Source organism: Caballeronia sp. M1242 (genome assembly GCF_017220215.1).
Taxonomy (GTDB): Bacteria; Pseudomonadota; Gammaproteobacteria; order Burkholderiales; family Burkholderiaceae; genus Caballeronia.
In genome coordinates, this window is sequence record NZ_CP071130.1 from 532,946 (window position 1) to 559,330 (window position 26,385).

A 26,385-nucleotide genomic window follows, 5' to 3' on the forward strand; every position below is an offset into this window, starting at 1 on the left:
GGCCAGCAACAGAGATCAAGGAGAAGCAGAACATGAAGAAACTGAAAATCGGGCTCGTGGCGCTCGGGCTCACGAGCGCTGCGTCGGCGTTCGCGGCCGACGCCACGCTGACCTTCACCGGCACCATCATCCTGCCGACCTGTACTGTCGATTCGAATTCCGTCAATCAGACCATTGCGCTCGGCACCGCGAGGACGACGGACTTCGCCGCCGTGGGCAACACGAAGAACCCGACGGCCTTCAACATTACGCTGAACAACTGCGCCCCCAACACGAACGTGGCGATGACGGTCAACGGAACGTCGGATACGGTGCAAAGCGTGCTAAAAAATACAGGCACGGCCGCGCAAGTCGGCGTGCAATTGTTGAAAGCCGTCAGCGCCGGCGATACGACCGGCTCGCCGATCACTCTCAATTCGTCACTCACCATAGGAACCGTGAATGCGACCAACACCCTGACGATTCCGATGGTGGCTCAGTTCTATCGTCTCGGTACCATGACAGGCGGCACCGTGTCAGCCGCAGCCACCGTCAACTTCGCTTATAACTGATCGGCAGGATTGCAGAATATCCGCGCGAGCCCCTATAGTATTACGCCGGGTCCGCGCGGAGAATCGGGCCGCGTGGCGCACCAACGGCGTCATCGTCCCTTGTTTGTTGGAACTTAGAGAAACTGAAATGCAAAGAATTGACCGAAACGCCCTGACTTACAGTGATGCGGCAGGCGGCGCCGCCAAGGCATCGAGCAGCTCGTCGTCTTCCACCAACGTCAAGATTTCGATTGCAGGAGCGTCGAGCGGAGGCGGAGGCGGCGGGGGCGGGGGCGCGAACAACAATTCGAATGACAAAGGCACGGTCACGGTTGGAGTCAGCATGCACTGATCAGGCGTTTCGTTAAGTGCAGGCCATCCTTCATTAAGGATGGCCTTTTTTATTGCAGCTAGGTGACGCGTGTTTGCTGCCATTCAACAGCAATGATGAACACGTGTCTGAGAGCTGACATCAATCGCGAGGCAGTTAGCTTACGAATCGTTTAATAGATTGCCATTCCGAATAGAATTATCGACGGGGACTGCCTTTTGTCGCTGCTTTCAGAGTTTTCGTGGTTTACCGGCATGCGGGAACTATCTAAGATCAAGCGTTCAGGATTATTAAACGTTTCCTGACGAAGCCCAGAAGTAGGAAGGGCCGGTAATTGGGCGGACTGACATTAGTTCGCACCACGTAAATTCAGCAATTGACAGGAGGAATGAAATGCAAAAGATCGAACGCAATGCACTGACTCAAGCATCGCTGGCTGGCGGCTGCCACAAGGCAAGCAGCCGCGCGTCGTCGAACACGACGGTGGTTGTTTACATCCAGGGTAAGTAACACGCTTCGCTTCGCATAGTCGGCTTCCTCCTCGCTTGGCGGTTTCCGCGGGGATAGCCCGAGGGGCGGGGCCGCGGACCCGCCCCCGCCGTATCTGAAATGAGTTCGTCATGTCTGCCCTGCGCCCCGCGTTGAAAAGATGGCTCGCCGTGCGGAAGCATCGCATGCGCCGTTTTGTGGTCGGCCGAATTCCAATGCGTTCCGTCGAAGTGCTTGCGCAATTGTCGTGGAGCGTGCGTAGCGTAGTCGACGCCACTTGCCGAGCGAATGGCCGCATTCGCGCCGAAATCGGAAGCTCGGTGCTTCGGCTGCCCCAATGCCGCGCGAAGCGGGCGTGCTTCGGCGCGCAGGTGGAGAAACTCATTGATCAGCGCATCTATTTCGGTCGCGATATTCGCAAGCGCGAAGCGTGGGCCGATCTCGATGCCATTGCCGCTATTCTGGTGACTGCCGTTGAGAGACTCAAACGCGAAGCGCCTGACAGGCCGGTATTCATCTCGCCGTTCCACTTCGTATCGCAATACGCGAACATATATATCGTCGAGCGCATGGCGTCGCTGCTCGGCCTCCAATCCATGTCAGTGGTTTCAGGCGTGCCGCGTAATCAATATGGCGACGACCATGCGCTGATTCCCGGCATCAAGGTGCTTTACACCTATGGCGACGCGAACCGCAACGGGCTCGGCGTGCGCGTGGCGCGTTCGCTCAAGCGCGACGGCGTGGCGGTGCTCTTCAGCGATGTGCCGCCGTTCACCATGCACCGTTATCCGATGGAGACGGTGGAAGTCACCATGTTCGGCAAGAGCGCCCGCATACACAACGGCGTGTTTCGCATGGGTGAGACGTTCGGCGCGGTGCTGCTGCCGTTCTATCTCCGCTTCGCGCGTGGCGGCTTCGAGGCGCGGCTGTTCGATCCTCTTCCGCTCGACGCGCCCGAATCGCGGCAACGTCTGGCTGGCTATATCGAAACGGCGCTCGCCGACAACTACGAGCAGTGGCTTCCGGCTGGCCATCCCGCCATGTACGCATTCGCGCCCTCGCGATAGACGCTTCACGCGAACCGGCATCGTATTACACGCAACCTTTCATGCAACCGACCGATATTCCCGAATTCAAAGATGTCCCGTGGCGCTGGATAGCGTACGCCACATCGATCTTCACCATCGCGGCGGTTGCCTTCGGTTTCGTGCATGAGATCGAGCTCAAGCAGGACGTGACCGGCGAGGTCGTTTCCGCATCCGAGGTCAAGGTTCAGGGCCTGGCGGGGCTGGTATCGGCGATTTACGCGCGGCCATCGGAGCATGTCGAGCCGGGCACGCCGCTGTTCCGTCTTCAGCGCGACTTTTCGCTGACCACGGACGGCCTGCGTCGGCAAGCCTTCGACGAGAAAATGCGCGACGAACAGATCCGCTCGATCGACGAGCAGTACAGCGAGCGCCGCGTTCAGTTGAATGCGCAGCGCGAGACGGCGCGGCTGAGCGAAGCCAGCAAGCGCGCGGAACTCGGCTCGCTGGATGCCCAGATCGCGCAAAACACCCAGCTCGTCGGCGAATTCGAGCAACGGCTCGCGCGCCTCAGTTCAGTCTCCGAGTACGTGACGGCGGACAAGCTCGAACAGGCTCGCGCCGATGTGCATCAGGGCAAGGTGACGGTTGCGCAGAGCATCGCGCGCAGACAGCAACTGGCGGGCGAGCTGGGCGCGTCGACCAGCAGCCAGACCGATCTCGAAGCGCAGTTGCGCGAACTCGACGCGCGCCATGCGCGCGACATACAAGATGTCCGCGCGCGCTTCGAGCGCGAGCGCCAGGACTCGACGGTGTCGGCACCGAAGGGGGGCGTTGTCACGTTTTCCAGTCTGGTGGCGGGCCGCATGCTCGCGACCGGCGATGTCGCGATGGTGATTTCCACCCAAGAGAGCGGCCCGCTGCGGGTGGCGTTGAGCATCCCTTCGCGCCGGCGCGGCTTCGTGCGCGAAGGCCAGATCGTGCGCCTCAAGTTCGATGCGTTTCCTTATGCCAAGTTCGGGACGTACGAGGCGCGCATCGATTCGATTTCCGGCACCACGGTGCTGCCCGCGAGCCCGGTCGCGCCGCCCGGCACGCCCGGCGCGCCCGACCCGTCCGAAGAGACGCAAACCACGAAGGAGTCCGACGGCGACTATCTGGCCTGGGCGACGCTGCGCGGCAATACCTTCGATTTCGACGGGCAGCACTTCAAGATTCTTCCGGGCATGCGCGCGACGGCCAGCATCGTCGTCGAGCGCCGGACGATCGCCGAGTGGGTCCTGGCGCCGCTGTTCAGAATGCTGAGAGGTTGATGTGCGCGTGATCTATCAAAACGAAGTCGCCGAATGTGGCTATGCGTGTCTGGCGATGGTGCTGTCCCATCTCGGCCGCGCGACCGAAGTGCGCGAGCTGTCTGCGTACAAGCCGATCTCGGCCAATGGCCTGTCGCTGATGGACCTGTACGATGTCGCCATCGACTTCGGGCTTGCGGTGCAGGCGTATCGTTTCGATGCGTCGGACCTTTCGGCGGTCAAAAAGGGCTCGATTCTGCATTTCGGCGGCGCTCACTTCGTCGTTTTCGAGAAAGCGGGGCACGGCTATGTCCGCGTGATCGATCCCGCTACCGGTCGTCGGCGCGTGTCGATGGACACGTTCCGCTCCGCCGTCTCGGGCTTCTTGCTCGAGTTCGCGCCCACGCCGCAGATGCCGCGCATTCGCGCGAAATCGCGCGTGCCGGCGGCGCTCAAGCGCGTGCGCGCGCTCAGTCCGCAGATGAAGGCGCAGATCGGCAAGATCGTGTTCGTCGCGCTCGGCAGTCAGTTCGCCATTCTCGCCGCGCCGTACTTCGGCAACCTCGTGCTCGATTACGTGGTGGCGGCGGACAACCGCAATCTGCTGAACGTGCTCGTCGCGACCTTCGCCAGCATCTTTTTGCTGGGCGCGCTGAGCGAATTCGTTCAGAAGTACCTCACCGAGTTGCTCTACAACATCACGCAGATCAACTCGACCGAGGGCCTGCTCGGGCATTTGCTGCGCAATCCGATGCCGTGGTTCGAGAAGCGCCACGTCGGCGATGTCTTCGCGCGCGTGAAGGCGCAGGACGAGATTAGCGTTTTCACCACGCGCACTACGGTGTCGCTCTTCATCGACCTGACGGTCGGCGCGCTCGCGCTCGTGCTGATGCTCATACAAAGCCGTCAGCTGGCGGGGGTGGCATTGCTGATCTTCGCCGTCTATGTGGCGCTGGCGCTCAGCATGTTCGCCGCCATGCGCGACAACCATGCACTGGTGCTGGAAACGTCCGCGCGTTGCGACGACTCTTTGATCGAAACCATTCGCGCGGCCTCGCTGCTGAAGCTGGCGCAAGGCGAGACGCGGCGCACCGCCATCTACATGACCATCTACAAGGCGTATGCTGCGGCGCTTCTCAAAAGCAGCCGTCTCACGTGCACGCGCGACGGCTTGCTGAAGCTCGTGTCGTACGCCGATACCATCGTTATCACGTGGCTGGCCGCGCGGCTGATGCTCGGCGGAAAGGTGTCGGTCGGCGTGTTCTATTCGTTCCTGATCTACAAGTCGCTCATGTCCGAGCGGCTCGCGAGCGGGATCAACGCCACGTTCCAGTACTTCATGCTGAGCGTGCCCACGGCGCGCGTCGACGATATCGTGGAGAGCGAGAACGAACGTTATACGCCGCTCGCCGATACCCAACGCGCCACCGAAGTACGGTCCTTCAACGATATCGAAGTGCGCGACGTGACGTTCAGCTACGGCATTTCGGACGAGCCGATTCTCAGGAACGCGAGCATCCATATTCGCCGGGGCGAGAAGATCGCGATCACTGGTCCTTCGGGCAGCGGCAAGTCCACACTGTTCAAGCTGCTGTCGGCGGCGGAACCGCTGCAGCACGGGCATATTGCGCTCAATGGCATTGCGTGGCCGAACCTGACGGTCGATGAAATCCGCCGCCATCAGGCGCATATGCGGCAGGGCGACATCATTCTGCACGGGTCCATTGCGGATAACGTCACGCTGTTCGCCGCCGAGACCGACGAAGACCGCATTCACGCGCTACTCGACGATGTCGGCCTCCTCGACGACATCATGCGTTTGCCGATGCGAACGCGCACCGTCATCAGCGACACCATCGCCAATATCTCGGCCGGTCAGCGGCAGCGGCTGCTGCTGGCGCGCGCGCTGTATCAGCAGCGCGAACTGCTGTTGCTCGACGAACCGACTTCGAATCTCGATCCGGCGTCGGTGCGGCGCATCGCGTCGCTGCTGCGCAATCTCGATCGCACGGTCGTCGTGATCACGCATGACATGTCGCTCGCTTCCGTGTTCGCAACACGCTATCGGTTCGCCGCGGGCGCGCTGGTGCCGGAAAGCGATGCAGTGAGCACGGCCACGGCAGACGAGACGCTCCATGCTTAAGCGACGCATATCGCTGGGCGCGCTGGCGTGCGCGCTCGTCTTTGCCGATGCCGCACGGGCGGACGATCTCGTCGCGATCGTGCAACAGGCGCTCGATCACGACGCGGAACTCGGCCAGGCGCAGGCCGCGTATGAAGCCGCGAAGCAGGCGGTGCCCATCGCTCGGGCGGCGCTCTTGCCACAGATCGCGGGCGGGTGGGGAAGGTCGTATAACCGCATCGACATGGACGGGTTTCCGCGTCAGAAGTACTGGCAGAACGGCTGGATGGTGACTGTGACGCAGCCGCTCTTCGACTGGAGCAAGTGGACCGCTTACCGGCAGGCGGATTTCGTCGTCGCACAGGGCGCGGTGGATTTTGCCGGCGCGCAGCAGGCGTCGATTCTGCGGGCCGTGCGCGCGTATTTCGACGAGCTTGCCGCCGAGGACGAAGTGAAACGGAGCACGGAGTACCTCGCCGCCATCGACGCGCAACTGGAGCAGGTGCGTCGAAAGCGCGCCGTGGGCGAGGTGACGCTCATCGACCAGCGCGAAGCCGACACCGCGCGCGAGCAGGCGCAACTGCAACAGGTGGATGCGCGCGAAGAACTCAGTGCGAAGCGCCGCGCGTTGCAGCAGGTGACCGGGCGGCCGTTCGCGGCGCTCGCCCCGTTGCCGGCGGGAACGGCCTTGCCGACGCTCGCGGGAGGCGAGGAAACGTGGGTCGAACAAGCCAAGGCCCGCGGCTACGAGGTGCAGTCCAAGCAACTCGGCTGGGAGATTGCCAAGTTCGATTCGGCGAAGGCTCGGGCGGCGCATTATCCGGTTGTCAGCGTGACGGGCAGTTATACGCCCGCCGGCGCTGCCTCCGGTTATTCGCGCCCGACGACCACCACGACCGGCATGCTACAGATTCAGATTCCGCTCTATTCCGGCGGCGAGATCCAGGCGCGCATGAAGCAGTCGCTAGCTCTCGAAGACAAGGCCAAAGAGGGCTACGACCTTGCTTCGAATCAGGCAGAGGCTTCCGCCCGCGACAACTTCGCTAAATACGTGCGCGAACGCCAGCGGACGGACGCGCTCTCGCACCTCGTGGAAAGCGCCCGCGATACGCTTAATGCCACGGAAGTCGGTTTCAAGATCGGAAGCCGCACCGGCAACGACGTGCTACGCGCCATCGACGCGCTGTACACCGCCCGCCGCGATCTGCTGCGTTCGCGTTATGCGGCGGTCGTGGCGTTCCTGCAGTTGAAGGCGGACGTCGCTACCTTGAGCACCGACGACATCGCTGACCTGAACGGCAAGCTCTGCTGCGCATTGCAAACGTCGAGCGCGGACGCGCGCTAGACGTCGCCCGTTACTCCGCGCTCGCTGCCGCGCGCTTCACCGCCCGGACCACGCGCGCGAGGGCTTTCAACGCATCGGCGGGGGCGTCGGCGAATTGCGCCGCGACGATCGCGCCATCCACGGCGAGCGCGAGCGCCTGCGCGTCGGCCTTCGCGGTGCGTGACGGCGGCATCAACGCGCGAATCGCGGCGGTCATGTCGCGCTTGTGCCGCCGCGCGATCTCGACGGCCTGCGGCAGCGTGCCCCCGACTTCGACCACCGAATTAATGAACGCGCAACCGCGATAGGCCTCGCCGCCGAACCATTCCGCGAGCGTCGGTACGAGCGCCGAGAGCGTGCCGCCGTGACGCGAAAGGCCGTCGCGGAACCACGTCATCCAGTTGTCGTGCCGGTATTCCAGAAACGCGACGATGAGGTCGTCCTTGCTCGCGAAGTATCGATAGAACGTTTTCTTCGCCACGCCCGATTCCGCGATCACTCGGTCGATTCCCGTCGCGCGGATGCCGTCGCGGTAGAAGAGGTCGTGCGCGGTGCGCAGAATGCGGGCATCGGGTGGAAGCTCGGTGGAGTCGGCAGGGGAGGCGATCATGTTCATGCAACCAATTGTAGACAGGTCTGTCTACCTGCGCTAGAGTGCGCTTCAGGTAGACAACTCTGTCTACCATGCTCAACGTCAACAGGACATGCCATGGAAACCAGACCGCCTCTCCCGCCGTTCGACGCTGAAACCGCCGCCCTGAAGGTTCGTCTCGCCGAAGACGGCTGGAACACGCGCGATCCCAAGCGCGTCGCGCTCGCGTACACCGAGGACACGCGCTGGCGCAACCGCGCGGAGTTCGTCAACGGACGCGCGGAAGTCGAGGCGTTTCTGCATCGCAAGTGGGTGCGCGAGCTCGATTATCGGCTCATCAAGGAGCTATGGGCGTTCACTGGAAACCGCATCGCCGTGCGCTTCGCATATGAATGGCATGACGATTCGGGCAACTGGCACCGCAGCTATGGCAACGAGAACTGGCAGTTCAACGAGGCCGGGCTCATGACGCATCGGCATGCGTCGATCAACGATCTGCCGATCAAAGAATCCGAGCGCAAGTATCACTGGCCGCTCGGGCGTCGCCCCGACGATCACCCGGGACTGAGCGATCTCGGGCTCTAACCGAAGAAAGGCGAGCGACGCTCACATATCGCGCCGCCGGCGGAACGCCCACCATCCGGCGAGCACGGTGAAGCTCGCGACGATCGCCACGAGCAGCCAGAAGCCGTGATGGTTCTCGGCGAGCGGTATGCCGCCGACGTTCATGCCGAAGAAACCGGCCACGATATTGATCGGCAGCGCGAGCACGGTCACGAGCGTCAGCGTGAAAAGCGTACGGTTGCTCTGCTCGTCCATGCGCGTCGCGATTTCTTCCTGCAGCAGCTTGATGCGCTCGACGAGTCCGGCGAGGTCGTTCAGGACGAGCGAGAATTCCTCGGTCGCGTCGCGCAGGTCCTGGATGTCCTGCGCATGCAGCCAGCGCGGCGGGCGCGCGAGCAGCCGAAACACCGAGCCGGGTTCGGGCGCGAGGAGCCGTTGCAGCCTCACGAGCACGCGCCGCTGCGCGCCGAGATCGGAGCGGGTCGTGGACGCGTGCGTCGACAGAAAGCGATCTTCGATGCCGTCCACTTCCGCGCTCGTCCGCCGCACGATCTGCACGAGCAGATCCGCCTGATCGCGCAGCAGATGCGCGAGCAGTTCCGCTGGCGAGCGGAACACTTCGCCGCGCCGCACAGACTCGCGCAACGAATCTATGGAACGCAGCGGCTTCATGCGCGCGGTGACGAGCAGCTTTTGCTGCGTGTACACCCAGAGCGTCGCGATTTCCGAGGGCGTCAGCTCGAAATTGAACATGACGTCGTTGATGACCGCGAACAGCGCGCCTTCCTGATGCTCGATGCGCGTCGAATGCGAGCCTTCATGCAGCGTGTCGAAGAACGCATCGGGCAAGCCGAGCCGCGTTTTGATCCATCGCTCGCATGCGCTGTTGGCGAGATCGAAGTGCAGCCAGAGGAACTCTTTGGCCGTGTCGTCGCGGCTGACCCAGTCGCTCGCCTGTTCCGAATCGATGGGCTCGCCCGGTTGATCGACGCGAAAGCGGAAGCCGCAGACGAGGCCGGTGAAGTCGGAACCGTAAAGCGATGTTTGAGGGATAGCGGGATTCATGCGGACGGTGGGTGCGGTCGGAGACTGGCGGTCTGCTTGGTCAGGCGCTAGTGTGCCACCGGTCGCGGCTCGCGACGCGCGTTTGGCGCGCGCTTCGTGACGCGAAACGATCGGCCCCATCGTGGCGATGATTGTAAGAATGATTGTCATATTGACGGCGTATCATCACCGCATACGCGACGATAGACGCCGGTCCCGGCGCGCGCCGACTGTCAAACTTGGGGAGAAGGGTTGTGGATGATGACCGTGACGATCTGGATGGCGCGACGCAAACCACCGCGGCGGGACTGATACGCCTCGCATCGGTGATATCGGGCCTGGCTCGCGACGGCGCGCTCGACACGCGCTTCGGCGCGAAGCTCTACAAGCGGCTCGACAAGGAAGCGCGGCGCGTGGCGGCCGGCGGCGAGCTGGCGTGCGAGGAAGCGGACCGCGATGCGCTCGTGGCCGCGCTCGGCGAATTGGATCTGGCGCTTCGGCAGCGCGACGCCGCCTCGCTCGTTCAGGCGAATGCGCGCCTGCGCGAAAGCGAAGAGAACGCTGCGAAACGGCGCAAAGGCAAGCGCGAAGCCAGCGCCTGACCGGTCGTCCGGGCTGGCGCGATTCGTGCGGTACGGCGGTCAGATGAATACCTCGACTTGCCATGCCCGTGAATTTGCATTCGCCCCAATGCGCTCTCTGGACCAACCGCAGTATCGACGTCGATCTCCCGTGCTGGCGGATTCTCGTCGTCGATGACAACGCTTCCAGCGCCGAGGCGCTCGCCGCGGCGCTCACTGCCGACGGATTCGAAACGCGAGTCGCCTTGTCCGGCGTCGACGCGCTGCATGCGGTCGACGGCTGGGTGCCGCACATCGTCATCCTCGATATCAGCATGCCGGAGCACGACGGCTTTGCGACCGCGCGTGTCCTGCGGCGCATCGCTCGTACGCGCGACGCGGGGATCATCGCGTTTACCGCGCTCGGCGAGGAACTTGTGCGCACGAAAGGGCTGCATGCCGGCTTCGACGCGTACTGCCAGAAGGGCAATTCTCCCGCGACGCTCGTCCATCTGATGCAGCGTCTCGTCCACTGATAACGTCCCGAATCGGCCTTCGACAACGCCGATCGGCACGAGATTGTTCTGTCCCTAGCGAAAAGCGTAATCGACGCCCGTCTCGCTCCCCGCCTTACGCGCCGGGGCTTTCCAGCGTTTCGCACGCTCGTGCGGCCACCGATTGTTGGCGCTAGCTGAAAAGTGTATTGAAATATATCGGGATAAAAAAACGATAGTAGGGGTATACACTGCTTTCCATCGACGTAGCAGACAGTTTCTCGCAAGACCGCTGCGGCGCTTTCTGATTGAACGTCAACCGTCTTTGGAGATCACCATGAAACGCAATCTTCTCGCTACCCTTCTTATCGCCGCTTCCGCCACCCTCGCTGCGCCCGCTTTCGCAAGCGGCTACGGCCCGGCTCCTTTCTATCGCCCGGCTTCCGGCGCTCCGACGTCGCAACAAGGCCCGAGCGCCCAAGCGATCGCTGCTGAAGAGCACGCACACGGCGTCGATGCGAACGCCTACGGTGGTTCGCGTGACTCGCTGGCTCAGTCCGGCGCCCGCACGCAAGCAGCAAACAGCACCAACTCGGTCTTTTTCGGTCACTAATCGAACCAGTCTGGCCGGCTTATCCGCCGGCTCTCAAGGCTGAAGCGACCCATTCGGCGCCCGGCGCGGCAGACTCACAAGGTCTCTCCGCTCCGGGCGCCGATGCTTTTTGCGCCGCCGATTCACGCGTTGACGATCGCGCCGCGCATCACGCTGGCGAGTTCCGACGCCTCGAACTTCGACACATACGCGTTCGCGCCGACCTTGCGCACGTGCTGCTCGTTCGCCGATCCCGACAGCGACGAGTGAATCACCACCGGAATGTGCTGCAAGCCGCTGTCCGCCTTGATTCGGCGCGTGAGCGTGAAGCCGTCCATCTCGGGCATTTCGAGATCGGTGAGCACGAGCGCGATCTCGTCCGATACCTCGGTGCCGTGCTTCTGCGCCTTGTGCAGCGCGGCTTCGAGCACATCCCACGCTTCCTGACCCGTCTTCGTCATGACGAAGGGCACGCCCATCGCGGTCAGGCTCTGTTCGATCAGCGCCCGCGCGACGCCCGAATCATCCGCGGCCAGCACGCGCGCGCCCGGCTTCAGTTGCAGACGGCCGGTGCGGGCTTCCGTGATGTCCGATTCCTGGCCCGGCAGCACGTCGCGCACGATGCGCTCGACATCCAGCACCTGCGCGAGCCGCGATCCGTCGACGTTGCCGTCGAGGCGCGCGAAGCTCGTCACCGTGCGTCCGCTCGAATGCGACTCCGCCGACAACACCTGATTCCACTCCAGCCGCACGATATCGTCGACTTCCTCGACCGCGAAGCCCTGCGTCGTGCGCGCAAATTCGGTCACGAGCAGAATCTTGGGGCCGTTCTTCGGGCGGCAGCCGGTGATGCGCGCGAGGTCGATCACCGGAATGATCTGCCCGCGAATGTCGGCGACGCCGAGAATCTCCTCGCTGGAACCGGCGACGGCGGTGATCGTCGGCATCGCGAGGATCTCGCGCACCTTGAACACGTTGATGCCGTAAAGCTCGCGCTGCTCCGAGTCCGGCGCCTCGCCCAGCTTGAAGAGAAGCAACTCGAACATGTTGCTGCCCGCGAGCCGCACGCGCTGCTCGATATCCTGTTGTGAATTGCTCACTGCTTCTCCTGTGGTGTGGGCGCTTGCGCCGCGTAGTCCTGGCGGAAGACGGAATTTCCGCGCGATGCCTGATTAGCGGCACGAATCGGCGAAACTGAAGGCAGGGAAAGCACAGGTGCGGCGCCGCTTGTCTCCCGCTGCGTGTCCCGCTGTCGTCCCGCTGTGTCCTATACTCTTCGCGAATGGTCGGGTTAATGCCGATGAATGCATCGGACGGAAGCCTTACGCTCATACAGCGCAGCAACGTGTTCCGGATACAACGCAGCGCGCCCGACCATCCACCACGCGGACGGTGAACGGCGCGCAAGTCAGACGGAGGCGGTCGATGGCAACAGTCGCAAAGGTTCTGAGCTCGAAACCCGAACAGACGGTCTATACGATCGCGGACACGGCGCCGGTCTTCGACGCGATAAAGCTGATGGCGGACAAGCACATCGGCGCGGTGATCGTCACGCGCGGCGACGAAATCGTCGGCATCATGACCGAGCGCGACTATGCGCGCAAAGTCGTGCTCATGGACCGCTCGTCGAAAGACACGCCGGTGCGCGACATCATGACTTCGCACGTGCGCTACGTGCGGCCCGACCAGACCACCGACGACTGCATGGCGCTCATGACCGACAAGCGCATGCGCCACTTGCCGGTGATCGACAACGGCAAGCTGGTCGGCATGATTTCCATCGGCGATCTGGTCAAGAACATCATCTCCGAGCAGCAGTTCACCATTCAGCAACTCGAGTACTACATCCGGGGCGAGCACACGTAAGCATCAGGCAGCGCACGCTCCCGTTGTAAGGCTTTCGTTATAATCGGCACGCTCGCCGGCCGCTTCGATGCGTCTCGGCGCACGCAATCATGCGACGAACCGCAAGGAGCGCAGCCGATGACCGTGTCCGCACCTTGGCCGATGCGTCGGCCGCCGCCCGCGCGCTCGCGCCCGACGCGCCGTTTTTCATCGTGATGAACGCCGGTTCCGGGCGCAGGCAGGCGGACGAAACACGCGCGGCTTTGGCGCGCGAGTTCGGCGCGGCGGGGCGGCGCTTCGATCTGCGCGTGGTCGACAAGCCCCGGCGTCTCGCCGCCGCCGCGCGCGAAGCCGCCGAGCAGGCTCGCGCGCAACGCGGCGTGCTCGTCGGCGCAGGCGGCGACGGCACGCTCTGCACGGTTGCCGAAGCGGCGCTGAAAGCGGACGTGCCGTTCGGCGTGCTGCCGCGCGGCACCTTCAACTACTTTAGTCGCGACCACGGCATACCCGCCGATCTCGACGCATCGACGAAACTGCTGCTCGACGCGCGCGCGTATCCGGTGCAGGTCGGTTACGTGAACGACCGCATGTTCATCGTCAACGCGAGCCTCGGGCTGTATCCGAAGCTGCTCGAGGACCGCGAAGCCTACAAGCGGCAATTCGGCCGCAGCCGGCTCGTCGCGCTGTGGTCGGCGCTTTTCACGCTGTTGCGGCGGCATCGACATTTGAGGCTGCATATCGAGCATGAGGGACGCACGCGCGAAGTGCGTTCGTCGACGCTCTTCGTCGGCAACAACCGGCTCCAGCTCGAACAGATCGGCATGGCCGAGGCCCGCGCGGTGGAACAGGGCTTGCTCGTCGCGATTGCGCCGCGGCCTATCGGGCGGCTGGCGCATCTGCTGCTGTCGCTGCGTGGCGCGGCGGGTCGTCTCGCCGATTCGGACCACGTCGAGAGTTTCACGTTCGACAAGATCACGGTGACGCGGCCGTCGCGTGGCATGCGGTCGACGGGTAGACGCCGCGTGAAAGTGGCAACCGACGGCGAAATCGCGTGGCTCGACATGCCGCTCGAATTCCGCGTGTCCGACCGGCCGCTGCTCTTGCTCAAGCCCGAGCCCGCCGTGGCCGAAGCCAATCGCTCATGACCGTATTGCTGCATATTTCCGATCCGCATTTCGGCACCGAGCGGCCCAAAGTCGTCGCGGCGCTGCTGCGTCTTGCCGAGGCGGTGCCGCCCGACGTCGTCATCCTGTCGGGCGATATCACGCAGCGGGCGCGCCGCTATCAGTTCGACGAGGCGCGCGCCTTCATGAATACGTTCGGCACGACGCCCGCCGTGATCGTGCCGGGCAATCACGATATTCCGCTCTACGATGTCTTCACGCGGCTCGTGCGCCCGTACGCGAACCATCAACGCGCGTTCGGCGAGGAACTGGAGCCGTCGTTCGAATCGCGCGATGCGCTCGTGCTCGGCGTCAACACGACGCGGCCGTATCGCCACAAGGACGGCGAAGTGTCGATGCCGCAAATCCGGCGCGTCGCGGCGCGGCTGGAGGCGGCGAGCGCGGCGCAGTTGCGCGTCGTGGTCACGCATCAGCCGGTGGCGGTCACGCGCGCAAGCGACGAGACGAACCTGCTGCACGGGCGCGAGCGCGCGGTGCCGCGCTGGGCGCGGGCGGGCGCCGACCTGATTCTCGGCGGACACATTCACCTGCCGTACGTGCTGCCGCTGCACGATACGTTCGCCGACCTGCCGCGCCGCATGTGGGCGGTGCAGGCGGGCACGGCGATGTCGTCGCGCACGCGGGCGACCGTCGGCAATTCCGTGAACGTGATCCGCTACGCGTGCAACGCGACCGGACGGCGCGCGCGCGTGGAACGCTGGGATTACGCCGAGCCGAGCGGCCGCTTCGAACAGCTCGCGTGTCATGAACTCGCGCTCGACAGTGCGTCGCAGGCTGCGGCGCTGACATCGGCCGAATGAAGCGCGCGCCTGAGACAATAGACGCCCGACTGGAGACGCCATGAGTTTCGAACTGACGATGCTGGCCTGGACGCTCGTGCTCGCGCTGGTGCAAGTGCTGCTGCCGGCGCTCTTGCGCAACCGCGAGACCGGCATCCGCTACAACACCGGCCCACGCGATGGCCCCGCGCCGCCGCCCGGCAAGCTCACCGCGCGTCTGATGCGCGCGCAGTCGAATCTCTTCGAGACGCTGCCGGTCTTCGCGGTGGCCGTGCTGATCGTCCACGTGACCGGGCGCGAGAACCCGCTCACGCATTACGGCGCGCTGGCCTACTTCGTCGCGCGGGTGATCTACGTGCCGCTGTACGCCGCGGGCGTGCCGTTCCTGCGCTCCCTCGCGTGGCTGGTTTCCGTGGTCGGCATCATTCAGATCCTCGTTCCCATCATTTAGAGAGAAGTGCTCATGAGCGATTCACCGTCGGTGGTGGAAATCGAAACTGCGCCGAATCCCGAGTTCGCCGTCATTCTGATGCACGGCCTCGGCGCCGACGCGAACGACTTCGTGCCGCTCGTGCCCGAGCTGCGCCTCGCGGATGCGCCCGCCGTGCGCTTCGTCTTCCCGAACGCGCCGGAGATACCGGTCACGGCGAACAACGGCTACGTGATGCGCGCGTGGTACGACATTCTGTCGTTCGAGGGCATCAACCGGAAGGTGGATGAAGCGGGCATCGAGGCGTCGGTCGAGCGCGTGCGCGCGTTGATCGCCGAGCAGAACGCGCGCGGCATTGCGACCGAGCGCATCTTCATCGCCGGCTTTTCGCAAGGCGGCGCGATGACGTATCACGCCGGTCTCACACATCCGGAAAAGCTCGCGGGCCTGATCGTGTTGTCGGGCTATATCCCGTCGCCAGATCTGATCGATGCCTCGATCAGCGAAGCCAATCGCGCCGTGCCGGTGTTCGCCGCACACGGCAGCTTCGACGACGTGCTCGACGTGCGGCTCGGCGAGGAAGCGTGCGAATTCGCGCGCGGCCACGGTTGCGCCGTGGACTGGCACGCGTACCCGATGGCGCATACGGTCTGCATGGAAGAGGTCGAAGCGCTGCGGGCGTGGTTCGCGGCGCGGCTCACCGGCCGTTGAACGCGTCCGCCTCGATCATCGACACCATGCCGCGACGCAGTTCGGCCGGGCTCACCGGCTTGCTCAGCACGTCGTGATCGCAGGCGAGCGGCACGATGGTCGCCGCCGGCTCGCCCGTCACGACCAGGCAAGGGCAGGCGCGCCCGAGCTTGCGCGCGCCGAGCATCGCGACTTCGCGCGCGGTTTTCGCATCGCCCAAGCGGTAGTCGGTGATGATGAGATCAGGAAAGCGTTCGATGGTCGCGAGCATCGCTTCGTATTCTTCGAACGTCGCGGCCGAGTCGTAGAGCACGCCCCATTGCGAGAGCAGCGCCTCGGTGGAGGCGCGCACGAGACCGTCGTCCTCCACGAGCAGCACATAGCGCCCGTCCAGTTGCGCCGCTTCGGCGGCTTCGGAGCGCGCCGGCGCGCGCGCGGACGGCTGATCGGGCGACGGCCCGCATAGCGGAATATCCACGGAGAAGCGCGAGCCGCGTCCTTCGGCGGACTTCAGTTCGATGCGGTGTTCGTCGAGCATCGAAATCACCGCATTCACGATCGACAGGCCGAGCCCCAGCCCCTTGTCGCGATCCTGTTCCGGGTTATCGACCTGAAAGAACGGCTGGAAAATGGCGTCGAAGTAATCGGCCGGTATGCCGATGCCGTTGTCGAGCACGTCGATACGCGCGCGCGTCGGCGAGCGCACCACGCCGACGATCACCGTCGGCTTCGCGCGCTTGGCGGTATCCGCGTACTTGATGCCGTTCGACACGAGATTTGCCACCGCGCGGCCGAGCCAGTGCGCGTCGCTGCGCACGCACACGACATCGTCTTTCGGCAGGCGCAGGCGCAAGTCCACGCCACGGCTCTTGGCGAACGGGCGCAGCTGCTCGGCGGCTTCCTCGACGATCTCGCGGACATCGAAGACGTGATAGCGCGGCACGACGCGCCCCGATTCGAGCCGCGACAAGTCCAGCACGGCGTTCAAGAGGCGCGCGAGAATCACCGACGAGCGCCCGCATTCGTTGATGAGCCGCTCCGCCTGATCGAATTCCTCGTTGCGAATGGCTTCGGCGGCCGCTTGCAGGAAGAGATTGAGCGCGTGCATCGGCTGCCGCAGGTCGTGCGTCGCGGCGGCGAGGAAGTTGGATTTCTCGCGGCTCGCCGTCTGCGCGGCGATCATCTGCTGTTCGCGCAGCGCGAGCAGCGCGTTGGTCTTCGTCTCCTGATCCTTCTTCGCGATTTCCAGTTCGCGGTTCTTGCGTTCCAGCGAGCCGTTCGCGCCGCGCAGTTCGTCGTTGAGCGACGCCAGCGCGCGCTCGGCGAGATACCGTTCCCGCGACACGCGCTCGGCGTGCGCACAGACGCCGTGCCCGACCACCACGACGTTGAACATATAGAAGAGCCCGGCGAAAAAATCCTCCGCGTTGAGCAGCCCGACGGTGATCTGCATGAAGACGACGGAGGCCATCGTGATGACGCCGACCATCAGCGCGGCGCGCGAGCGCAGATAGAAAAAGCTGAACTGGAAAAAAAGCGCGAGGTACAGGCCGATGAAGTACTGCGTGTAGTTGTACGGCGCGGGAGTGATCGCCACCATCGTCAGGATGAGGCACAGCAGGCCGTAAATGCCGGTGAGGATGACGCGGTGCGCCGTCGCGTGCGAGCGAAACGACGGCCGCAGCACCAGAAAGCCGACGCAGATGAGGAGCGCGACGCCGGCGAAGCGCAGCGCCAGAATGTCCGCGAGCCGCACGTTGAGCGCCTTGTTGCCGCGCACGAAGCTGAAATCCCACCACAGGAAGCACGTCCAGATGACGAGCGCGAGCAGCGCCGACGCGCGCCGGAACGCGCAGAACCGCTGGCTGTGGTCCTCCAGAAATTGCGCTTCGAGCGCGGCGTCGGCGAACGGCGCCGGAATCGACAGGTTGCGCACGAGACTCGCGCCGGCTTCGCGGGCGGCGGCGGTCAGGATTCCTTCGGCGCGCACGGAGGCGGCGCGTGGCGGGACGGCCATCGTCGGGATCTCGAAAGAGCGGTGCAAGGGAGGTTAACTACTTTAGATGAACGCTGCCATGTGGCAACGCCTTTTTTGCGGGCCGAGCCGCTACGGGCGGCAAAAACTGCGGTCTCGGGGATGGAGATTGATTTTCGGGAGCGCAGAAAGCCGAACGGCGAGCGGACTCAGTGCTTGCCGCTCGCCGTTTCGAAGGACAGCCGTGACCGATCCCCGCGCTCGAGCGCGGTACCAGCCGATCACTTACGACTTCGGTTTTGCTTTCGTGGTGCGCTTGCCGACGCTCATTTCCTTCGCGCTCGCGGTCTTCGCGGTGTTCGCTTTGTTGCCGGCGGTTTTCTTGCGGCTCGACATTTCCGTGTCGGCGGGATGGCTCGCTTGAGCCTTACGCGGGGATGGCATGGTGGACCTCCTTCAGTGAGTGTCGAAGCGACACACTGATAACCTTAGGACGCGTGCAGCCGCTATTCAAGCGATCACGAATCCGAACGCGCCAAATCGCTTCTGACAGCGAAGCAATTGCACGCGCCAGGAGCGGCCGGTTCAGCCGATCAGCTTCAGCCCCGCCGGCAAGGTCTCGCCGAACACGCGTCCTTCGTCGGCGCGATCGAGCGCGACGGTCTCGCTCACCATCGCGATCCACGATTGCGCGGCGCCCTGCGTCGTGAGCCGTTCGATGACGGCGGAGCGCACGTCGTCCGCGATGTCGCGCGAGCGGTCGCCGGTCATGCGCGCGATCTGCACCGCCGCGAACGCCGCAGGCTCGACCTTCTTCCAGTCGAGAGCGAGGATCGCATGAAGCCAGCGCGCGGCGACCTCCGGCGGCACGACGCCATGCGCGCTGCCATAGAACGGCTGCCGCGCGCCGATGCGCCCGACCGCCCACCAGCTTTGCAGATTCTCCGAAGGCTTCTTCAGGCGCGTGAGCAGCCACTCGCCGACCTCGATCTTGCGCTCGACCGGCACGCGTTCGAGCGATGCCGCGAGCCGCACCATGTCCTCGTAGCCCGCGCGCGCCGCGCCCGCCGCGCGGCGATAGCGGCTCGTGCCGGGCGGCTGGAGCACGAAAGCCATGTCGTCGAGCAGACGCAGTTGCGCCGCTTCATCGAGCCCACCCGCCGCGCGCCGCCAGAGCGTCCACCATTCCGACCAGATCTGGTTCTCGTTGACGTACTGGATGCCCTGATCGAAGAGCGTCCACAGTTGCTCGACGCGCCATTCGTCGAGCGGATGCCCGAAGCCGGGACGCATCGCATAGCCCGCGAGGTTGAGCCACAGGCGTTCGTGGTCAGCGCTGCGCCGACGCTTCTTCGCGCGGTCCCAGAGCGCGCCGAACAATTGGCGCAGCACCACAATGTCCCACGTGTCGCGCGGGCCGAGCGCCTGTTCGAGCTGCGCGCGCAGCCGTTTCACTTCCTTCGGGGCGACGTCCTGCGCGCGCGTGCCGAAAGTGCGGTCGATCAGTTCGATGGCTTTCGGCAGCGCCGGATGCGTCTCTGCGGCGCCGGCATCGCCCTTCGGCTCTTCGCGGCGCAGCTGGAATTCGAGCAGCCAGCGTTGCGCGGGATCGTTGGTGGCGATGCAGTGCATTTCCAGCGTGCCGACTTCCGTGAGCGATGTCGTGAGCTGCACCGGCGTCTCGCTCGGCTTGCCGGCGCTCGCGTGGCCGCGCGGATCGACGACCGTCGCGATCGGCGGCAGGCGCACGAAGTCGCCGCCTGTGGCGCTCACATCGGCTATTTCGCCTGCGCGGTACGCGGTATCCGCCACCGACGAGACGAGGTGAAAGCGCACCGGCGCGCCGAGGCGCAGCGCGAAGGTGCGATCGGCGAGATGGATCGCCTGGCCTTCTTCGGTGCCGCGCGGCAGCACGCAGACGCCGCGCGATGCGTCGCCGTCTTCGTCCAGCAGCAGAAAGTAGCTGCGCGCCGAGCCGCCGCCGATCTTCGGCGCATGGCCCGCGCGCGCGAGCGCATAGGCGACCGCACCGCGCGCGACGGCCACGTCGGGATCGTCGTTCGCGAGCACGTGCACCGGCTCGCCGCGCCAGTGGCCGAGCGTATCGGCGACGCGTTTCGCGAGCGGCGCCGCGCGAAACACGCCGCCGTTCAGCAGCAGCGTGTCGGGAACGGGAAGGGCGTCATCGGCTTTCGAAGCTTCGCGCAACGCATCGCGCGAAGGCGTCGCATGTTGCGCGAGGAACGCCGCGACGTGGCGCGTGATCGCTGGATCGCTCGCATAAGGCAGCCCGAATTCCACGATGCCGGCACGCGTGCGCCCCGGCCGCTCGTTCTCGGACACGAGCGGAAAGAAGCCCTCGACGATGATCCGTTCGATCTCTTCGCGCGTCACCTCCGCCGAGCGCGCGCCGCCGATCAGCTTCGATCCCGCGCCGAGCAGCGTAATGGACGCCGACGCGGGCGCGTTTTCGCCGAGCAACTGCTCCTTGGCGGCGCGGCACCGCTCGACCAGTTGCGACAGCCGCGCCGCCGACAGCCGCCCGTCGCCGCCCGCGAGCTGCTTCTCGACGAGATGCGCGAGCGCGAGGTCCATGTTGTCGCCGCCGAGCATCAGGTGATTGCCGACGCCGATGCGCGTGAGACGCGGCTCTTCGCCGTCGCCGGCTTCGACCTGAATGAGCGTGAGATCGGTCGTGCCGCCGCCGACGTCGCAGATCAGCACGAGGCGCGTCTTCGCGAGTTCGTCGCCGAGCGTTTCGCGGTGGTGAAAGAGCCAGTCGTAGAACGCGGCCTGCGGTTCTTCGAGAAGCCGCAGCGCGTGAAGCCCGGCCATGCGCGCTGCTTCGACGGTGAGGGCGCGCGCGCCTTCATCGAAGGAAGCGGGCACGGTCAGCACGATGTCCTGCGCTTCGAGCGGCGCGTCGGAGAACTGCTGGTTCCATGCGGCGCGCACGTGCGCGAGATAGCTCGCGCTCGCGGCGACGGGCGAGACTTTCGCGACGTCGTCGCTCGCGCCCCACGGCAGGATCGGCGCGACGCGATCCACCGATGCATGCGAGAGCCAGCTTTTCGCGCTCGACACGAGCCGCCCCGGCACCTGCGCGCCGAGATGGCGAGCCAGGCGGCCGACGACCGCGGGCGGCTCGGTCGCACAAGCCGGCGACCACGGCAATTGCACGTCACCCGGCGCGAGTTCCCCCGGCGCGGGGTGATACCGCAGCGACGGCAGCAGCGGCTGCGCGGCCACTTCGCCGGGACCGACGAGCTGCTCGACCGGAAACACGCGGATATCGTTCGAGCCGGCCTCAGCATAGGCGACGACGGTATTGCTCGTCCCCAGGTCGATGCCGACGCGATACCGCGCGCCCGACGGCTTCTTCTTGCGCGCCGACACTTACAGGCCCGCGCCGTGATCCGCGCCGTGATTCGCGTTCGCGCTGCCGCGCACGTCGAACTCGACCTTCCAGCGTTCCTGCGACCCGCGCGGGACCGCTTCGAGTTCCAGCGTGCCGGCTTCCGTCACGCGCGCGTGCAGCTTGACCGGCACCACTTCGCCGGGCGTGCGTCCTTCGGACGGCAGCGACGCTTCGATCTCTTCCAGTTCCTGCAATTCGTCCGGCTGCCAGTAATCGAGCAGCGTGCCGACCTGATCCTGCCTGCGCACCGACGAGCCGAAGAAGCGGAAATGCACCGGCTCGCCGACGACGAGCCCGAACTCCTGCGCCGGCAACGCCGCGTCGGTGCCTTCCTCCATGCCGAACGGCGCGACGCACAGCGCGGACACCGGCGGCTCCAGTCCGGGCACGGCCGGCATCGCCGATTCGACCGCCACGTAATACGCCCGCGCCGTGCCGCCGCGAATGCGCACGCCCTTGCCACGCCGCACGTAGCCGTAATAGGCCGCGCCGCGTGCGACGGCGAGATCGAGGTCCGCGCCTTCGAGCAGCCGCGCGGGCGGCGCGTTCTCGGCGGCGAGCCACGCGTTGAGCGTCGTCATCACGCGTTCGACCAGCAAGTGCGACTTGAACACGCCGCCGTTGAACAGCACGGCGGTCGGGTGCAGGAGCGTCGCGCCGGGCGGCACGTCGCGCTGAATGCCCTCGACTTCGGCGAGCGCGTTCACTTGGCGGCCGAGGAACGCGGCCAGATGACGCGTGACGGCTGCATCCTGCGCATAGGGCAGCCCGAGTTGCGTGAGACCGACGCGAGCGCGCGCGACCGGGCGGGCGGACGCCTCCACTTGCGGAAAAAAGCCTTCGAGCAGAATCTGCGTGAGTTCGGCGCGCGTGAGTTCGGTGCGCAGCGACCCGCCGATCAGCTTCGAGCCGCGGCTCGGCACGACGAGCGGCACGGTGTCGGTATTGGGATCGGAGAGCAGCGTTTCCTTGGCCGAGCGGCACGCGTAGGTCAGCGCGCGCAACTGCCACGGGTCGGGCTGCGTGCCTTGCGCGCCGAGCTTGCGAGCGACGACGTGCGCGAGCGCCAGGTCCATGTTGTCGCCGCCGAGCAGAATGTGCTCGCCGACGGCCACGCGATGCAGTTCCAGATTGCCTTCGCGCTCGACCACCGCGATCAGCGACAAGTCGGTCGTGCCGCCGCCGACATCGACGACGAGAATCACGTCGCCCACCTTGACCTGCTTGCGCCAGCCGCCGCCCGATTTCTGGATCCAGCTATAGAGCGCCGCTTGCGGTTCTTCGAGCAGCGTCATGCGTGCGTAGCCGGCGGCCGCGGCGGCTTCGGCCGTGAGCTCGCGGGCGGCGGGATCGAAGGAAGCGGGGATCGTCACCGTGACGTCCTGCTGATCGAACGGCGCGTCCGGATGCGCGTGGTTCCAGGCCTCGCGCAAATGCGTCAGATAGCGCACCGAGCTTTCCAGCGGCGACACGCGCTCGACTTCCTCGGGCGCGTCGGCCGGAAGGATCGCGGCGCGCCGGTCCACGCCGGGGTGGCACAGCCAGCTTTTCGCGCTCGACACGAGCCGGATGGGCGTGCCCGCGCCGCGGCTGCGCGCCAGTTCACCGACGATGAAGGGCCGCTCCTGCGTCCACGGCAGCGTGAGGTCGCCGGGCGCGAGTTCGTTCGGATGCGGCAAGTAGAGGAACGACGGCAGCAGATCGCGCTCCTCGGCGGCGCCGGGCGCGGTCAACTGGGCGATGGACAGCACGCCCTGCGCGGTCTTCTCGCCGTCGCTCGCGGACAAATCCACGTACGACAGCGCGCAATGCGTCGTGCCGAGATCGACGCCGATCGAATAGCGCGGCGTGTTTTGCTGGTCGAAGTCGCTCATAGCTCCACCTCCGCCGGGGCGACGATGCTGGCGTCATGCGTCTGCGCGAGCTTCGGCAGGCGCGTTTCCTCGACCTTCCATCCGCGATGGCTGATGCTGCCGTTGAACGGCGGCTTGCCGACGACGTTGCCCGTAAGACGCACGGCGCTTGCATCGAAGCCGTCCGGCAGCGTGATGCGGCTGCCTTCCGCTTCGCTGCGCACCGGCTTGATGGTGAAGTGCTCGCGCAGCACGGCACGGCAGCCGTCGTGCACGAGCCGCGCGGCCGCGCCGATATCGGCGTCGCTGTAGTTGGCGATGTCTTCTTCGACGAAATCGATGAAGCGGGCGTCGCGCTGAAGGAGGCCCAGCAACTGGAGCGCGGCGACCGGGCTCGCTTCCTTCAGCGGCGAGGGCGCGGGCGCGGCCGGGGCAACGGGCGCTGCGGCGGGAGCGGGCGTCTTGAAGGGCGCCTCGGGTGTTTGGGGCGCTTCGCCCGCTTCGCGCAGACGCTGCACGCGGCCGGCGAACGCGCTGTTGCCGAGGATGCCGAAAAACGCGCCGAAGGCGATGGACAGCCGGCCGAAAAAGGACGGATTCATGTCGGTCATGGATGATGCTCCTGTAGGCCGCGTTCGAGGACGACCTCATCCTCGGGCGGCGCGGGTGGCCGAGTTCGGTGGCTGACCGGCCGCAAAGGGCCGGTTGCCGTGGATGCTGCGTCGGCGCGACATGCATCGCGCGCCGGTGAGACGAGCGCAAGAAACGCCGGGGCGTTCGTGCCTCATCCCGTTATTGTCCATGAAGTTGCGGATCACGCGGGAAAACATCCTGGCGGGCGGGTTTGGGCTGGCCGCTCGTCGGGGGCGCCGCGCGTGGGGGCGGCGCTCATTCTCGGGATTTGTGGGGGTAAGTCAAGGTGGGGTGTGCGTTTGCGCGTTGGCGCGGGGCGCATGGCTGAAGCGTCGAGCTTTCGCGGCCGGGCGGCGAATCGGGGCAAGTTCGGGGCTGGTAGCGGGTGCGACTGAGAGCGGGAGTTTGAGTCTGAGGGCAAGTCCACGCGCAGCTCAAGTCGTGATCTGAGCTCCGAGTCCCGAGCCCAGAGCCCAGAGCCCAGAGCCCAGAGCGGTAGCGCAAAGCCCCGGCTGCAAGCTGGCACGCGCAGACTGCAACCCGCGAGCCGCAAGCCGCGAGCCACAAGCCATGAGCGAGAAGCCAGAAGCCAGAAGCCAGAAGCCAGAAGCCAGAAGCCAGAAGCCAGAAGCCAGAAGCCAGAAGGCACAAGTCGATGGCGGCGCGCGACGCTACCGCGAACTTATTGAACGAACGGCAATCGGTGGGGACGAGGCATCACACAAGCAGCGCGGACGACACCATCTAAACGGCGCTGCCATCACGGCACCGGCGATTGGTCATTCAGCGGAACCAGGCGGGGCGGAGCCGAAGCACGCACGCCGATTGCCCATCGCGGTGCGATCACCGATTCTTGGCTGGTGCGCCATCTCCGCCGCGATCGGCACCGCTTCAGGCTCTCACATCAAACCCGGCGACATACGCCACCGCATCGCTGCCATCCCATATGCGGCCATCGCAGAGGGTAGCGGTCTGGCGTTCCGCAGGAATCGGCACGCCCGAAGCGTCCGCTGCCTCGACATAAAGAGCCGTCTGATTCACAGCCGCGGCCACGGCGGCGTCATCGCTCTCGCCGCCGAGCATGCCCCATCGACGGTACTGCGTGATGAACCACAAGCCTTCCGAGGCGCGCGGATAGTTCACCGCGCCTTCATCGAAGAAGCGCACGGGCGCGATGCCGCGCGGCGAGCCGAGCCGTGCTTCGATCAACTCGCGCGGCACGCCGAGCAACTCCGACGAAGCCAACGCTTGCGCGATCTCCGCGCGATGCTCGGCTCGGTCGACCCACGCGCACGCATCGAGCATCGTGCGCACCAGCGCGCGCGCCGTATTCGGATACAGGGCGACGAAATCGCGCCGGCAGGCGAGCACCTTCTCAGGATGATCCGGCCATATCTCGCTCGTATGGACGACCGTGCGTCCCGCGCCGCGCGCTTCGGCCACCGCATGCCACGGCTCGCCCGCGCAGAAGCCGTCGAGTGTGCCTTCGGCGAGCGCCTCGGCCATGCGCGGCGGCGGAATCACCACGCTGCGCACGTCGCGCAGCGGATGCACGCCATTCGCCGCGAGCCAGTAGTAGAGCCACATCGCATGCGTGCCGGTCGGGAACGTCTGCGCGATAACCGGCACGCGACCGAGCGATGCCAGCGCGTCCTTCACGCTGGCCCCTTCGCGGATCGCGTTGGCAATCGGATTCGAGAGCGTGATCGCCTGTCCGTTGCGATTGAGCACCATGAGCACGGCCATGTCGGCCTGCGGCCCGCCGATGCCGAGTTGCACGCCATACACGAGCCCGTATAGCGCGTGCGCCGCGTCGAGTTCGCCCGACAGAAGTTTGTCGCGCACGACGGCCCACGACGGCTGCCGGCACAACTCGATCTCGATGCCGTGGCGCTGTCCCATCTCGCGCAGCGCGGCGGCGGCGAGCGGCGCGGCGTCGCTGAGCGCGACGAAGCCGAGCCGCAGATGGGCGCGTTCGGGCGCGTGCGTGGCAGATGAAGCGGATTTGGGCGAATTCATGACTTGATAGGGAGTACTTTCTAACCGAGCAGATCGGCCACGGAAAGAAGCTGACGGGCGATTTCCGCGACTTTCACGCCCTGATCCATCGCGCGTTTGCGCAGCGTGGCGTAAGCGTCGTTTTCCGACATGCCGCGCCGTTCCATCAGCAGACGCTTCGCGCGGTCGATCAGCTTGCGTTGCGCGAGTTCGTTCTCGACTTGTTCCAGCCGCAGCCGCAGCCGCGCCTCGTGAGCGAAGCGCGCGAGCGCGACCTCGATGATCGGCGCGAGCCGCTCGGGCGCGAGGCCCTCCACCGAATAGGCGGTCACGCCCGCGCCGACGGCCGCGCGGATGAACTGCTGGTCCGCGTCGTTGCTGAACATCAGCACGGGGCGCGGGGCGGCCTGATTCATCACCGCGAGTTGTTCGAGCGTGTCGCGCGAAGGGGAGTCCGTGTCGATGATGACGACATCCGGCTTCTGGCTCTCGACGGCCGCATGCAGCTGGGCAGGCGCGGCGACCTCGGCGAGCATCTCATAGCCCATGCGGGCGAGCTGATCGCGAAGATCGCCGATGGGCTTGTCTGTGTCGGTGACGAGTAGGACGCGAAGCATCTGT

24 protein-coding genes are annotated in these 26,385 nt (G+C 65.4%); 14 read left to right on the top strand and 10 right to left on the bottom strand.

The window, feature by feature from the left end; translation table 11 throughout:
• Positions 1–32: 32 nt before the first annotated feature.
• From JYK05_RS15935 to JYK05_RS15955, 5 genes are all read left to right on the top strand, one after another.
• Positions 33–551 carry a fimbrial protein gene (locus JYK05_RS15935; RefSeq protein ID WP_206469414.1) on the top strand — a complete coding sequence of 173 codons (519 nt, stop codon included), beginning with the start codon at positions 33–35 and terminating at the stop codon, positions 549–551.
• Positions 552–1,721: 1,170 nt separating this feature from the next.
• Complete coding sequence (locus JYK05_RS15940) at positions 1,722–2,417, top strand: hypothetical protein (protein ID WP_241269986.1); 696 nt, start codon at positions 1,722–1,724, stop codon at positions 2,415–2,417.
• Positions 2,418–2,458: 41 nt separating this feature from the next.
• A complete protein-coding gene (locus tag JYK05_RS15945) occupies positions 2,459–3,688 on the top strand; it encodes an HlyD family efflux transporter periplasmic adaptor subunit (RefSeq protein ID WP_206469416.1) in 1,230 nt (409 codons plus the stop codon).
• A gap of 1 nt (position 3,689) precedes the next feature.
• On the top strand, positions 3,690–5,810 hold the full coding sequence (locus tag JYK05_RS15950; protein ID WP_206469417.1) for a peptidase domain-containing ABC transporter: 2,121 nt from the start codon (positions 3,690–3,692) through the stop codon (positions 5,808–5,810).
• Complete coding sequence (locus tag JYK05_RS15955; protein ID WP_206469419.1) at positions 5,803–7,134, top strand: TolC family outer membrane protein; 1,332 nt, start codon at positions 5,803–5,805, stop codon at positions 7,132–7,134. The genes JYK05_RS15950 and JYK05_RS15955 overlap by 8 nt, the downstream gene beginning before the upstream one ends.
• A 10-nt stretch (positions 7,135–7,144) precedes the next feature.
• Here the strand turns inward: JYK05_RS15955 and JYK05_RS15960 are convergent, their stop codons facing one another.
• The gene (locus JYK05_RS15960; RefSeq protein ID WP_206469421.1) at positions 7,145–7,729 is read right to left on the bottom strand and encodes a TetR/AcrR family transcriptional regulator; all 585 of its coding nucleotides are present in this window, start codon (positions 7,727–7,729) and stop codon (positions 7,145–7,147) included.
• A gap of 93 nt (positions 7,730–7,822) precedes the next feature.
• Between JYK05_RS15960 and JYK05_RS15965 the strand changes: the two genes are divergently transcribed.
• Positions 7,823–8,290: a nuclear transport factor 2 family protein gene (locus tag JYK05_RS15965; protein ID WP_175941336.1), complete on the top strand. Its 468-nt coding sequence runs from the start codon at positions 7,823–7,825 to the stop codon at positions 8,288–8,290.
• Positions 8,291–8,311: 21 nt separating this feature from the next.
• Here the strand turns inward: JYK05_RS15965 and JYK05_RS15970 are convergent, their stop codons facing one another.
• The gene (locus JYK05_RS15970; protein ID WP_175941338.1) at positions 8,312–9,334 is read right to left on the bottom strand and encodes a transporter; all 1,023 of its coding nucleotides are present in this window, start codon (positions 9,332–9,334) and stop codon (positions 8,312–8,314) included.
• A gap of 233 nt (positions 9,335–9,567) precedes the next feature.
• Here JYK05_RS15970 and JYK05_RS15975 point away from each other — a divergent pair, with 233 nt between their 5' ends.
• The 3 genes from JYK05_RS15975 to JYK05_RS15985 all read left to right on the top strand — a co-directional run bounded on the left by JYK05_RS15975 (position 9,568) and on the right by JYK05_RS15985 (position 10,980).
• Positions 9,568–9,915: a hypothetical protein gene (locus JYK05_RS15975; RefSeq protein ID WP_175941340.1), complete on the top strand. Its 348-nt coding sequence runs from the start codon at positions 9,568–9,570 to the stop codon at positions 9,913–9,915.
• Positions 9,916–9,977: 62 nt separating this feature from the next.
• On the top strand, positions 9,978–10,409 hold the full coding sequence (locus tag JYK05_RS15980; RefSeq protein WP_175941343.1) for a response regulator: 432 nt from the start codon (positions 9,978–9,980) through the stop codon (positions 10,407–10,409).
• A gap of 295 nt (positions 10,410–10,704) precedes the next feature.
• Positions 10,705–10,980 (top strand): hypothetical protein, encoded by a 276-nt coding sequence (locus JYK05_RS15985; protein WP_175941345.1) that lies wholly within the window; start codon positions 10,705–10,707, stop codon positions 10,978–10,980.
• Between the two features lie 122 nt (positions 10,981–11,102).
• Here the strand turns inward: JYK05_RS15985 and JYK05_RS15990 are convergent, their stop codons facing one another.
• Positions 11,103–12,059 carry a chemotaxis protein gene (locus JYK05_RS15990; protein ID WP_175941347.1) on the bottom strand — a complete coding sequence of 319 codons (957 nt, stop codon included), beginning with the start codon at positions 12,057–12,059 and terminating at the stop codon, positions 11,103–11,105.
• Positions 12,060–12,384: 325 nt separating this feature from the next.
• Here JYK05_RS15990 and JYK05_RS15995 point away from each other — a divergent pair, with 325 nt between their 5' ends.
• The 5 genes from JYK05_RS15995 (at position 12,385) to JYK05_RS16015 (ending at position 15,908) form a co-directional block, all read left to right on the top strand.
• Complete coding sequence (locus tag JYK05_RS15995) at positions 12,385–12,825, top strand: CBS domain-containing protein (RefSeq protein ID WP_175941349.1); 441 nt, start codon at positions 12,385–12,387, stop codon at positions 12,823–12,825.
• An 89-nt stretch (positions 12,826–12,914) separates the two neighbouring features.
• Positions 12,915–13,949: a diacylglycerol kinase family protein gene (locus JYK05_RS16000; protein WP_206469422.1), complete on the top strand. Its 1,035-nt coding sequence runs from the start codon at positions 12,915–12,917 to the stop codon at positions 13,947–13,949.
• Complete coding sequence (locus JYK05_RS16005) at positions 13,946–14,788, top strand: metallophosphoesterase (protein ID WP_206469423.1); 843 nt, start codon at positions 13,946–13,948, stop codon at positions 14,786–14,788. Before JYK05_RS16000 ends, JYK05_RS16005 begins: the two co-directional genes overlap by 4 nt.
• A 40-nt stretch (positions 14,789–14,828) precedes the next feature.
• On the top strand, positions 14,829–15,218 hold the full coding sequence (locus JYK05_RS16010) for an MAPEG family protein (RefSeq protein WP_206469424.1): 390 nt from the start codon (positions 14,829–14,831) through the stop codon (positions 15,216–15,218).
• A 12-nt stretch (positions 15,219–15,230) separates the two neighbouring features.
• Complete coding sequence (locus JYK05_RS16015) at positions 15,231–15,908, top strand: alpha/beta hydrolase (protein WP_206469425.1); 678 nt, start codon at positions 15,231–15,233, stop codon at positions 15,906–15,908.
• On the opposite strand, the gene JYK05_RS16020 is transcribed toward JYK05_RS16015, so the two are convergent.
• The 7 genes from JYK05_RS16020 to JYK05_RS16050 all read right to left on the bottom strand — a co-directional run bounded on the left by JYK05_RS16020 (position 15,895) and on the right by JYK05_RS16050 (position 26,381).
• Entirely contained in the window at positions 15,895–17,904 is a 2,010-nt protein-coding gene (locus JYK05_RS16020; protein WP_206469426.1) for a hybrid sensor histidine kinase/response regulator, read from the bottom strand. The genes JYK05_RS16015 and JYK05_RS16020 overlap by 14 nt on opposite strands.
• A 243-nt stretch (positions 17,905–18,147) precedes the next feature.
• The gene (locus JYK05_RS16025) at positions 18,148–18,306 is read right to left on the bottom strand and encodes a hypothetical protein (RefSeq protein ID WP_206469427.1); all 159 of its coding nucleotides are present in this window, start codon (positions 18,304–18,306) and stop codon (positions 18,148–18,150) included.
• Positions 18,307–18,447: 141 nt separating this feature from the next.
• A complete protein-coding gene (locus JYK05_RS16030) occupies positions 18,448–21,258 on the bottom strand; it encodes an Hsp70 family protein (RefSeq protein ID WP_206469428.1) in 2,811 nt (936 codons plus the stop codon).
• Positions 21,259–23,154: an Hsp70 family protein gene (locus tag JYK05_RS16035; protein WP_206469429.1), complete on the bottom strand. Its 1,896-nt coding sequence runs from the start codon at positions 23,152–23,154 to the stop codon at positions 21,259–21,261.
• Entirely contained in the window at positions 23,151–23,744 is a 594-nt protein-coding gene (locus JYK05_RS16040; protein WP_206469431.1) for a DUF2760 domain-containing protein, read from the bottom strand. The genes JYK05_RS16035 and JYK05_RS16040 overlap by 4 nt, the downstream gene beginning before the upstream one ends.
• Before the next feature lie 913 nt (positions 23,745–24,657).
• Complete coding sequence (locus JYK05_RS16045; protein ID WP_206469433.1) at positions 24,658–25,785, bottom strand: CmpA/NrtA family ABC transporter substrate-binding protein; 1,128 nt, start codon at positions 25,783–25,785, stop codon at positions 24,658–24,660.
• Positions 25,786–25,805: 20 nt separating this feature from the next.
• Entirely contained in the window at positions 25,806–26,381 is a 576-nt protein-coding gene (locus JYK05_RS16050) for an ANTAR domain-containing response regulator (RefSeq protein ID WP_206469435.1), read from the bottom strand.
• Positions 26,382–26,385 lie beyond the last annotated feature (4 nt).